7 protein-coding genes and 1 pseudogene are annotated in these 11209 nt (G+C 33.0%); 5 read left to right on the top strand and 3 right to left on the bottom strand.

Features of this window, described 5'->3' with window-relative positions:
• Nucleotide 1 precedes the first annotated feature (1 nt).
• Genes DR871_RS12415 through DR871_RS12405 form a run of 3 tightly spaced genes read left to right on the top strand, consistent with a single transcriptional unit; the run spans nt 2 to nt 4109 of the window.
• Complete coding sequence (locus DR871_RS12415) at nt 2-1483, top strand: RagB/SusD family nutrient uptake outer membrane protein (RefSeq protein ID WP_113666597.1); 1482 nt, start codon at nt 2-4, stop codon at nt 1481-1483.
• A complete protein-coding gene (locus tag DR871_RS12410) occupies nt 1470-2939 on the top strand; it encodes a hypothetical protein (RefSeq protein ID WP_113666598.1) in 1470 nt (489 codons plus the stop codon). The genes DR871_RS12415 and DR871_RS12410 overlap by 14 nt, the downstream gene beginning before the upstream one ends.
• Before the next feature lie 21 nt (nt 2940-2960).
• Nucleotides 2961-4109, top strand: coding sequence for a cytochrome-c peroxidase (locus tag DR871_RS12405; protein ID WP_113666599.1), 1149 nt, complete (start codon nt 2961-2963; stop codon nt 4107-4109).
• A gap of 706 nt (nt 4110-4815) precedes the next feature.
• On the opposite strand, the gene DR871_RS12400 is transcribed toward DR871_RS12405, so the two are convergent.
• Together DR871_RS12400 and DR871_RS12395 are read right to left on the bottom strand one after the other, a co-directional pair.
• Complete coding sequence (locus DR871_RS12400) at nt 4816-7548, bottom strand: cation-translocating P-type ATPase (RefSeq protein ID WP_113666600.1); 2733 nt, start codon at nt 7546-7548, stop codon at nt 4816-4818.
• Between the two features lie 74 nt (nt 7549-7622).
• The gene (locus DR871_RS12395) at nt 7623-8057 is read right to left on the bottom strand and encodes a phosphate-starvation-inducible PsiE family protein (protein WP_113666601.1); all 435 of its coding nucleotides are present in this window, start codon (nt 8055-8057) and stop codon (nt 7623-7625) included.
• A 945-nt stretch (nt 8058-9002) separates the two neighbouring features.
• On the opposite strand from DR871_RS12395, the pseudogene DR871_RS12390 reads away from it, so the two are divergent.
• Together DR871_RS12390 and DR871_RS12385 are read left to right on the top strand one after the other, a co-directional pair.
• Nucleotides 9003-9557, top strand: a pseudogene (locus DR871_RS12390) (IS982 family transposase); the annotation flags it as partial.
• A 29-nt stretch (nt 9558-9586) separates the two neighbouring features.
• Nucleotides 9587-10342 (top strand): ThiF family adenylyltransferase, encoded by a 756-nt coding sequence (locus DR871_RS12385; RefSeq protein ID WP_113666602.1) that lies wholly within the window; start codon nt 9587-9589, stop codon nt 10340-10342.
• Here DR871_RS12385 and DR871_RS12380 read toward each other — a convergent pair.
• Entirely contained in the window at nt 10339-11097 is a 759-nt protein-coding gene (locus tag DR871_RS12380) for a response regulator transcription factor (RefSeq protein ID WP_113666603.1), read from the bottom strand. The two genes, DR871_RS12385 and DR871_RS12380, sit on opposite strands and share 4 nt — an antisense overlap.
• Nucleotides 11098-11209 lie beyond the last annotated feature (112 nt).

The raw sequence follows: 11209 nt of genomic DNA, 5'->3' as shown, positions 1-11209 counted from the left end.
CATGATGAACTACTATAAAACAACATATAAGTATCAATTAGTAATGGTTTTATTTGTTCTTTTTGCATTGCAGAGTTGCAGTGATTTTTTAGAACAAGAACCCGGTTCCCAAACCTCGATTACCGAACAGTTATCCACAAAAAAAGGAATATTAAGCGCTTTGAACGGCACTTATGGATCGCTTGAAGCAAATGTAAGAGGCGAACGATTTGCAGTTTATGCTGATTTACAAGGTGGGAATCTCAAGTTTACACCTACGATAACTGGTAACAGCAGAGGCCAGATTACTATACCAATAAATCTTGAAAATGTGTATTCGTTCCAAGACCAGGCGCTTGATAGTGATTTCACTACTTTTTATGACGAAAGTTATGATGTAATAAATCAAACCAATTTAATCTTAGAATACGTTGATGCTTTACCAGACGCATCTGATGTTGAAAAAAAACAAATCAAGGCCGAAGCTTTAGCAATAAGAGCCTATTCACATTATTTGTTAAGTTTAATTTACAGTCAGGCTGTAGGAAACACTTCTCCAGATGCACAATTGGGAATTGTCTACAACAAAAAAAGTTTATCGGGTGGCATTACGTATCCCAAAAGAGAAACTTTGGCAAACACTTATTCTCTAATTATTGAGGATATCACGGCGGCTTTGGATAATTTTTCGGATAAATCGCTGTTAGCAGGACCATCATATTCCTTTTTCAACAGTATAAATACCAAAGCATTATTGGCGCGAGTATATCTATCTAAAAACGATTGGCAGAATGCTTTTGCAACTGCAAACGATGTTATTTTAAATTCGGAAGTTTCATTAACGCCAACTGAAAATTACATCTCACAATGGGAACAAACTAATGTTCCAATTGCTGAAAATCTGTTGGAGTTTTCTATTCCCAGAGATAGCGGTGGCGAAGTTGGAGGTTCTTTATCGAGTTATTTTGGGTATTTCTCCAATACAAATTACAATAAATACGTGGCTTCCCAAGATTTATTAGGACTTTATGAATCTACTGATATTAGAAAGCAATTGTTTTTAGTAAAAGCACTTCCTACGTTGATCAATGGAGTATTTGTAAATGTGAATTATTCTTTTACCAAAAAGTTGCAAGACAATCCCGGATATTCCGCCTTTAGATTAAGCGAGCTCTATTTAATTCGTGCTGAAGCAGCCTTTGAACTTGGAAATTTAGAGACTGCCAAAAACGATATCAATACTATTAGAGCTAGAGCAAAAGCGACCCTATTAACCACAACTGATAATTTAGAACAAGCCCTGTTATTGGAACGAAGAAAAGAACTTTGCTTTGAAGGACATTTGTTTTTTGATTTGGCCAGAAGAAATAAGTCCGTATCAAGAAACGACGGATGTTTGTCGCTAAACTGTAGTTTGGATTATCCGTCTCCAAAATTTGTATTGCCAATTCCAAGAAAGAATATTAATCTTAATTCAAACTTACAGCAAAATGAATCCTATTAAAATTATATCGATAGCCGTTTTGATCCTAAGCCTGTTTTCCGCTTGCTCAAAGGATGATTATCAATTAAGTTCAAATGCTGTAGATCCATTTGTACGGTTCAATGTATTGGTGAGTAGCAACAACGTACCGCTACAATATCCTGCGGTGAACAGCGCATTAGTTCCTGTGAGCAGTTACAAGAACACATCCGTGAAAACATTGAAAATTCCAGTAACATTAACGTCGCCTACATTGAAAAAACCTGTTTTTGTAACCTATAGCATAACAGGAACAGGAGATAGTGATAGTTTTAGTGTTAAACCATTGGACCAAATCTCATTTTTGGGTAATCAACTTACGGATACTATATTTTTGTCTTTCGACAAAAGATGGAATACTAAACAAAAGATTACATTAAAACTTGAAGAAAGCTCAGATCCAGCTATTACTCTTGGAAATTTGAATACTGTAGCTCCTAATAATAGTTTCGAAGTGAATCTGGATGAGGTAAAAACAACTTACACTTTTCCGATAAACAGGTTTGAAATAAAAGGAGAAGTAGGTGAAGAAATTGTTTTTAAAGTTGATTTTCCAAATGGTTTTATACCTTCGGAAATTAATGATAATACAATGTTTGAGTTTTTAAATGGTTTTAATTATTCGTTAACGCACGATGATTTTGGAGAAAATAGAAACAGCGTTACTTATCGTTTGAAACTATTGGAAAAGATAAATAATGATGATGTTTTTTATCAAACGAATATTGCATTAGTCAATTCGAATGCGTATTCGACAACAGGAAATTCAGTGCTCCAAATCGTGAAACCTATTAAATCACTCCGAGATATTACTGCTAATACAGCTAGAAATTTCTATGATTTATCTAGCCCTTTTTACCTTACTTATGGGGAGAATTGGTTTGATAGAAGTGGTGTTTGCGCGTGGCAGACTTTTAACGCATTTACATTTCCTGTGGCTGTTCCTGCTGGTTCAGAGAATGCTATTTTATATAGCGATAAAGGAACCCCAAGCACGGCAGATGATGTGTATCATCATGCTTTCAAAATTGGATTTAATGTTAGTACGGGAACCAATACCACAAATTCTTTCGGTTTGAAAAGATGGTTCTCGAATGAAAGTATTTCTGCCTTAAATTCTCCAGGATTTAATATTAGTTCGGCACTTGAATTTTTCCCTGAAAATGGAAATAGTAAAACCAAAGGTGCTGTTTTAGTAATTCCGCAATACATTACTATTGCAGGAACAAACGGTAAAAGTTACAGCATAGGAATTTCTGGCGGTGGAACGTACAGGGAAATTAGTGCTGGTTTATTTGAAATTTCATTCGAATTAAAAGCAAGTAATACGGCATTGTTTGGTGGCACTGTTTCCTCACAATATAAGATTTTCAATAACAGAATATATCCAAAACCGGCTCCAATAACTCAAAGTTGTCTCAAAGAAATTAGTTTATAAAATTATTAATAGTAGTTACAAATGAAAATAAAACACATCATACTTCCGATCACTTTGTTGATTTTTTTGTCCGCCTATAAAACAGACGATGAAAATGAATATATTGACATACAAGATTTAAGGCAACTATATTCCAGCGGGAATCCAGCGTCATGGCCAAAACCTACTTTGGACAAGAATGTAGACAAAACCACTTTTCAAGATATTGGACCACTACCGGAAATGACGTTTCCAGAGTACAATAAATACTCAAAAGAAAAAGTTTTTTTGGGTAAAACATTATTCTTTGACCCCCGATTATCTGTCAGCGGACAAATCGCATGTGCTTCCTGCCACAATCCTGAATTGGGCTGGACGGATAATTTGACGCGCTCTTTTGGTCATAACCGACAAAACGGAAAACGAAATTCTATGACCATTTTGAATTCAGGTTATGCCAAAACATTATTCTGGGACGGGCGGGCTTCCAGCTTAGAAGATCAAGCGCAATTTCCTATTGCAGATCCATTGGAAATGAATGAAAAACTAACCATTGCTGTAGATAAAATCGTTGCTGTAAAAGGCTACGGTAAATTATTTACAGAAGCTTTTGGTGACGAAAAAGTTACTTTGCAAAGAATTCAATATGCGATTGCTACTTTTGAACGCACAATAAAAAGCCCAAAAAGTAAATTTGATGACTTTGTCAGCGGAAAATCAGATGCGTTTACAGATCAGCAAGTAACCGGATTACATTTGTTCAGAACCAAAGCGCAATGCATTAACTGTCACAATACACCTTATTTTAGCGACAATCAATTCCATAATGACGGACAATCATTGTTCGGGACCAAGGATGAAGATTTTGGTCGATACAATGTTACTAGAGACAAAAAAGATCTTGGAAAATTTAGAACGCCAACTTTAAGAGAGGTTACTAATACAAGACCTTGGATGCATCACGGACATTTTCCTAGTTTACTGGATGTTGTTGAGTTTTATAATTTGGGAAATCCTGCTGTTATTCAAAAAAAATATTTAGGAACAGCACGCGATTCTTTAATTCCTGTTACTTCTCCTATTCTTAAAAAATTGGATTTAAACAGAACCGAAATTAATGCACTTTTAGCTTTTATTGAAACACTAAGCACACCAAACGGCCGAATTTCAACACCAAAAATGCCCGAATAAGATTTTATAAAAGTATATTTCAATAATCATCATTAACATTAACAATATTATAATAATCTTCAATAAAATTTGCTAGGCTTTTCAAGACTGCTCATTATGAAGAAGGCTAATCCATATTTTGATAAGTCTTCACATTTTTGATATCTTTATTAAGTTGGACATAAATAAGTTAAAATGGATATCTGCTGACGAATAAATTTAATGTTGTCATTGGCTAAATTAAATGGATGAAAGCATACTCAAATGCTTTGAATCTTGCAGAAAATAATTCGAGAATTTTCCCGAAATGGTCCCAAATAAAAAAGAAAAGCCTACAAAATACTAATTTTGCAGGCTTTTTTTGGTTCGACAAAATCGTCGATAGTTTTAATTGATTAAAAACACTTTATATTTGATGGGTTTACGGTTCAAATCCTTTACAGCATTAAATAAATCATATGTTAAATTTTTAAAAAATATTGAGTCATATCATATCTGTGATAAAGAAAAAAGTACTTAACTCAAGTAACAATTTTTCTTAACTTGCTGTTCTAATCTTCTTAAGATATTCATGATTGCGGCATACTTTGATGAAAAATTATAATGTATTTGTCTTGGAACAAAATAAAGTAGTATGCATAAACCATATATTCTTCATACTTAAAATAAACTCTTGTTGATTAAAAATTTATCTTTTAATATAAAAACATACCTTTCTCAACAAGTACTACATTTTAATATTATTAAAAAATTTTCTGCGGATCCATTTTTCAATGCTAATAATTATTAGAATGGAAAATGCTACCACAGCAGAAACTCCCCAAGCCTCCGCTTTTAATGGGGATGAATGAAACCAACGATTCATAAATGGAAAATAAACAAAAGCGGTATGAACAAATAGTACTGTTGCAATTCCGATATAAATAGATGGATTGGAGAAAAGCCCAATTTTATTGGCAGAGAAATGAAGAGATCTGCAATCAATAAGATAAAACACCTGAAATAGAACCATTGCTGTAACAGACATTGTTTGAGCTTCCGAAATTGCTTGTGAATGTCCAATTCCCCTGGTCATTTCAATGTTATATTCCCAAAGAAATAGTCCTATGGTGCCACCTGCCATTACTAGAGAAACCAGTACCATTCTAAAGATTATCAAGGAACTTAACAGTGGTATGTTGGGTTTACGTGGCAGACGATTCATTACATTAGGCTCCATTGCTTCAAGTGCAAGCGGCAATGACAAGGCAACGGCTGTTATTAGATTGATCCATAATACCTGAACAGGCTGCATAGGGATAAGTAGAATTCCCCCTTCTGTGGGAAAGAATAGCACGGCAGTAAAAATAACCAATCCCAATCCTATGCTTGTTGGCAGAAGAAATACAATAGATTTCAAAAGGTTATCAAATACTCTGCGGCCTTCTTCAACAGCGGCCTTGATACTTTCAAAATTATCATCTGCCAAGATCATGTCTGCCGCCTCTTTGGCAACAGCAGTACCACTGATACCCATAGCTATGCCAATATCTGCACGTTTAAGTGCCGGAGCATCATTTACACCGTCTCCTGTCATGGCTACCACTTCCCCGTTGGCCTGAAGGGCTTTTACTAGATTTAATTTATCTTCGGGAGAAACCCGTGCGAAAATATTTGTTTTTTTTACGACCTCCTGAAATTCCTCAGCATTTAAATTCTGAAGTTCCTTTCCCGTGATAACTCTTTCCGCATTTTTAAACCCAAGTTGCAAGCCTATTGCCGTGGCTGTTGACGGATGGTCACCGGTAATCATTTTCACAGTAATACCTGCATTATGGCAGGTTTCTATAGCTTCTTTTACTTCCATCCTTGGAGGGTCACTCATGGCCTGTATCCCTAAAAAATAAAAATCACAAAGATCATCTTCAGTAATGTGCGAAGAATGTTCGGTATCCAATGTTTTGGAAGCGAAAGCTAAGACTCTCATTCCTGTTTCTGCTATTTGTAAAGCCTCCTCTCGTACCAGTTCTGTGTTAAATACAATAGATGAATTATCGCTATTTAATAAAAGGGGAATAACTGATTCAGGTGCGCCTTTAAGATAAATTACTTTTTCACCGGAAGGGGATAAATGAAGAGTAGCCATTATTTTTTTTTCAGAATCAAAGGGTAATTCATCAAGTCTTTGCCATTTGCTTCTTAATTCGCCCTCGCTTATTTCAAATTTCCCAGCTACCGCTATAAGAGCAACCTCGGTCGGATCGCCAACTGCTTTCCAATGTCCTTCTTTAAGCTGAAGTGTTGCGTCATTGCACAGTGCAGCAGCCCGCAGAAGTTCCCCAATTTCGTCATCAGTTGCTTCCTCATCGGAATCGTTTTTTAAAATTTTACCATTTGTATTAATACCTACGCCTGTAACATTGAATTTTTGCGCTCCGTTCCAAAGTACCTGCACGGTCATTTCGTTAAGGGTGAGTGTTCCTGTTTTGTCTGAGCAGATAACAGTGGTACTACCCAAGGTTTCTACCGCAGATAAGTGCCTGATAATAGAATGTCTATTTGCCATGCGCTTAACACCGATAGCTGAAGCGATAGTGATAACAGCAGGCAATCCCTCAGGGATAGCTGCTACGGCAAGAATAATGGCAGAAAAAATCGCATCTATCAAAGAATAATTACGAGATATTCCTATAAGAAAAACTAAAATTCCAATAGAGATGATAGATAACGTAATCCCCCTTGCAATTTTTTCAAGAGATTTTGTGAGTGGAGACTTTACAGAGGCTGTGGTTTTTAGCAGTGCGGAAATTTTACCAATCTCGGTTTTGATACCTGTTAAAACAACTACACCTTCCGCTTTTCCGGAAGTAATCAATGTCCCGCTAAAAACCATATTCCTACGGTCAGCAATTCCAATGTTAGTGGCAATAATATCCGTATTTTTTTCTACCGGTAAAGATTCTCCAGTAAGGACAGATTCATTACACTGCATATTTTTTACGAAAGTAAGCCGCATATCTGCAGATACCTTGTCTCCAGCCTGAAGCAATACATAATCCCCTGGAACAAGATCAGCAGCCGGGATGTTTTTTTGCTTTCCATCTCTCATTACCGTAGCATTTTCAGGCATTAATTGGAGAAGCCCCTGAATGGTTTTCCCTGCCTGATATTCTTGAATAAACCCAATAACACCATTGATGATTATTACACTAAACACTACTATTCCATCGGTTATTTTGCCCATCGCTATAGCAAGGATGGTAGCAGCAAGAAGAACATATATTAGCGGGTTCATAAATTGCCTTAGCAAAATTTTAAAGGCACTTTCTCTTGTTTGCCTGTACAGAATATTTGAACCAGCTATTTTCATTCGCTTCTCGGCATCTGTTGTACTAATACCTTCAGAAGAAGCATTAAGGCTCTCTAATACATCATTACAAGAAACGGAATGCCATTCATTATTTTGCAGTAAATTATCCATAACAACTTCAATTTATAGTTACTTCATTTTTTGAATACAATTGAATCATTCAAATACGTTGTCACTAATTTTGTTTAGGCTTTGTTTTGCGATGCCTTACAAAATTTCAACAAAAAATAACTAAGTCCTAAGGCAGCAATTAATAAAGCTAAACTTATAATAACATTACTATTTGTTTGCTTTATATCCAGTGTGATTATTTTTGTCGAGATAGCGATAATTGAGATCTCTATAATTGGAACAGTAGGAATTGTATTAGATGAAATAATTAATAGCAATGCTTTTATAAGCTCATATCCTACTGCAATAATCAATATTAAATTAAATACCTCGACTAAAGTGGAAACTTCTATCAATAAATAAGGGGGATTAGTAATTTTTTTAAATTCTAAAAAGATAAGTTGTATTGTACCCAGTATTAACATTACAGTCATAATGCTAATTAGAATACGAATTATGTTTTTATTGATACCTATAATTATTCTTGAAAATTGTTCATCACTTTTCATATTATTTCTTTTTAGCAGATTAGAGCTATATATAAATGCTAGGGTTCATCTTAAACATAACTATTTGATTTATTGAAATATAGAAAACTAATTTAGCGATTTAATCTTAAAAAAACAACAAAAATTTTAAAGACAATGGCAACATATAACTTGGTTAATTATGGGTCAGCAGAGAAAGAGTTTACTATAATTTTTTATGAAACAGAATAAAGTAGTCCCATTCCAATTAGAAATACAAAAGGAGAAACGAATTGAAAACATTGAGGGTTACTGATAGCGACACCCTTTAATAAATAATTATGGTGGATTTCTCTTGGAACAAAATAAAGTACTTGTGAAGTAATTAGCAAAAAGTGGACCTTCTAAGTATAAGCGGATATGCAATTAAGAATAAATATAATGTTTTGCAAGCTATATTAATTTGATTTATAATTACTCAAAAGCTTCCAATCTTACAGAAAATGGTTCTAAAATTGTCCCACATAGTAGCAAAAATAGCTAATATAATTGAGGGGAGATGAGGAACTATTTTCTGTAAGATTGGAAGCTTTTGAGTAATTATAAATCAAATTAATTAGGTTCAAATCCAATCATGGTCACAAAATATGAAAGTAGCCAACTTTCGAAGATACTAAAACCTCTGTAAAATAGGGGTTTTTTCTTTTTTATACCTTTAATCTTTTATCATTTTTCTTACCCCCATTCTTACCCCCTTTTATATATATATATATTGCTTTTTAAAAACAGGAAATTTTTAAATAAAATTTTTACTCTATAAAAGAGGATTGTTTTAATAAAAATCTTAAGATAGTTTAGAACAGGTTGTTTTTAATTAAAATCTTTACTCAATAAAGAAGGACCGTTTTACTAAAAATCCTAATGTTCTTTAAAACAGGTTGTTTTTAATTAAAATCTTTATTTCATAAAATAAGGTGTGTTTATGCGTTGGAGATTTGCATATTTGCACGTCATAGGAAAATTAAAATCTGTAAAAATCAGTTTGAAACAGCTCCTTCAAAAAGGTTTTGCGCTTCTCAAAACAACTGGTTTCACGGATATAAATTGTATGGAGTTTGTTCTATAAATGGAATTTTTCATTCATTAGATATTACAAAAGCAGAAGTTCACGATGTTCATTTTTTGAAAAACATAAAGCAACAAATATCTGATTGTGTGTTGCTTGGAGACAGAGGTTACTTGTCTCAAAGTATTCAATTAGATTTGTTTCAAACGGTAAATATTAAATTAGAAACACCTAAAAGAGCTAATCAAAAAGATTATAAGCCACAACCTTATATCTTTAGAAAATCAAGAAAAAGAATTGAAACATTATTTTCACAACTATGCGAGCAGTTCAGAATTAGAAACAATTATGCTAAAACTTTTGAAGGTTTTAAAACAAGAATTTTAGCAAAAATAACAGCATTAAAATTGGCACAATATATCAATAAATTCATTTTTGATAGACCAATAAACAATATTAAAAATCAAACAATTTAATTACACCCGACGAATTAAATATAAATAAAATGGAATCAAGATACTGCAGAAATAGAATTTATTTAACCACCGAAGAGCAACAAATTATTAAAAATTACCCTATTTTACTAGGAGGCTCTGGAATAGGAAGTGTTATTGCTGAATGTGCATTACGTTTTGGTTTTGAAAATATTACAATAGTTGATGGAGATATAGTGGAATTATCTAATCTAAATCGTCAAAATTATAGTAATGGAGACATTAGTAAAAATAAAGTAGATGCTTTAAAAGAAAGATTAAAATCAATCAACACAGGCGCTACTATATCTGTACACAACAACTTTTTAACCTCTGAAAATGTGGAATCTTATATTCAGGGTCATAAGGTTGCAATTAATGCACTAGACTTTTTTACAGATATCCCACTTGTATTTGATAGAATATGCCAGAAGCATAATATAATGGTATTACATCCGTATAATTTAGGCTGGGGAGGTTTAGTTACTGTTATAGCAACAGATAGTTTATCATTAGAAAGTCTAATAAAACCGAACGAAGAATTTAATGAAATAAAAATTGTTAAATATTTTTCTAACTATTTGAAATTTTGGGGGCACCCTCAAAAATGGATAGATGAAATCCTAGAAGAATATTGTAATGAAAAAGAAAAACTATCTCCTCCACAGCTATCTGTAGGTTCATGGATTGTTGCAGGCATGTGCACCCACTTATTATTTAAAATAGCAACAAAAAGAGAGATTAAAAAATTTCCGGAATTCTATTTTTCTTCAATCAATACTGATTAAAAAAGTTTATTATTTATTGCAAAAAAAATAGCTTCAGAAATATTTGAAACCTCAAGTTTGTTTAATATTTTTCTTCTATGAAATTTTACTGTTTCGGGTGATATAAATATATTCTCTGCAATTTCATTAATAGTAGACCCTCTAATAGAAAGCCGTAAAATTTCTTTCTCCCTGTCTGTCAATTTTACTTTTTCTTTAGTTTTCCAAAAATCACCTTTTAAATTATAACTATAAATTTTATTCTCTCCATCCTTATAAATTTTGATATTCCCAGAATCTTGTTCGTTAGATAGGGATATAACACATAATGCTTTCCATATTTTCCCATCATTTGTCAAAAACAATGGTGTTAATGTTTGATTGATTAAGATAGTTTTACCCTCTTGATTGTTTAAATGATAATCATAAGATATGGTGTATAGTTTTCTCTCTTCTAGTGGAATTTTTTCATAAAAATCAAACCCTATTGTATTTATTCTCAAAAGCAAATCTAAATCTTTTTCAACAACATATTTAAAATAAAAAAGGTAACCCATTTCTTTTACTTCTCCTGATGTATGCCCGCATAAAAAAAGAGGATTTTCAGAAACATATTCAAAACCCTTTTCTTGGTAATCGATTAAATATATGCTTTTATAGGTGGTTTTTGCAAAAGCTTTTATTGGCTCTAAATAATCAGCAGTTTTATTTCGATCTTCATTTGAAATGCTATTAATAGTATTTCTTGACGAAAAGAAATCATTTATGTCTCCCATTTTTAAATGTTCTAATTCCAAATTTAGCTTTTTAAAGAAGGATTATACGCTCATACTTCTAGTTTAACATATAAAAAAATAGTACAACTACTCTTTTGTGTAATGATTGGGC

Origin of the sequence: Flavobacterium petrolei, assembly GCF_003314435.2 — a bacterium.
GTDB lineage: Bacteria > Bacteroidota > Bacteroidia > Flavobacteriales > Flavobacteriaceae > Flavobacterium > Flavobacterium petrolei.
The sequence above is the reverse complement of the archived record's forward strand: the minus strand, read 5'-3'. Positions and strand labels throughout refer to the sequence as shown.

Excerpts from the sequence above, each read along its gene's own strand:
- DR871_RS12400 (WP_113666600.1), bottom strand. The coding sequence starts at position 7,548 with ATGGATAATTTACTGCAAAATAATGAATGGCATTCCGTTTCTTGTAAT.
- DR871_RS12405 (WP_113666599.1), top strand. The coding sequence starts at position 2,961 with ATGAAAATAAAACACATCATACTTCCGATCACTTTGTTGATTTTTTTG.
- DR871_RS12410 (WP_113666598.1), top strand. The coding sequence starts at position 1,470 with ATGAATCCTATTAAAATTATATCGATAGCCGTTTTGATCCTAAGCCTG.
- DR871_RS12415 (WP_113666597.1), top strand. The coding sequence starts at position 2 with ATGATGAACTACTATAAAACAACATATAAGTATCAATTAGTAATGGTT.
- DR871_RS12395 (WP_113666601.1), bottom strand. The coding sequence starts at position 8,057 with ATGAAAAGTGATGAACAATTTTCAAGAATAATTATAGGTATCAATAAA.
- DR871_RS12385 (WP_113666602.1), top strand. The coding sequence starts at position 9,587 with ATGGAATCAAGATACTGCAGAAATAGAATTTATTTAACCACCGAAGAG.
- DR871_RS12380 (WP_113666603.1), bottom strand. The coding sequence starts at position 11,097 with ATGGGAGACATAAATGATTTCTTTTCGTCAAGAAATACTATTAATAGC.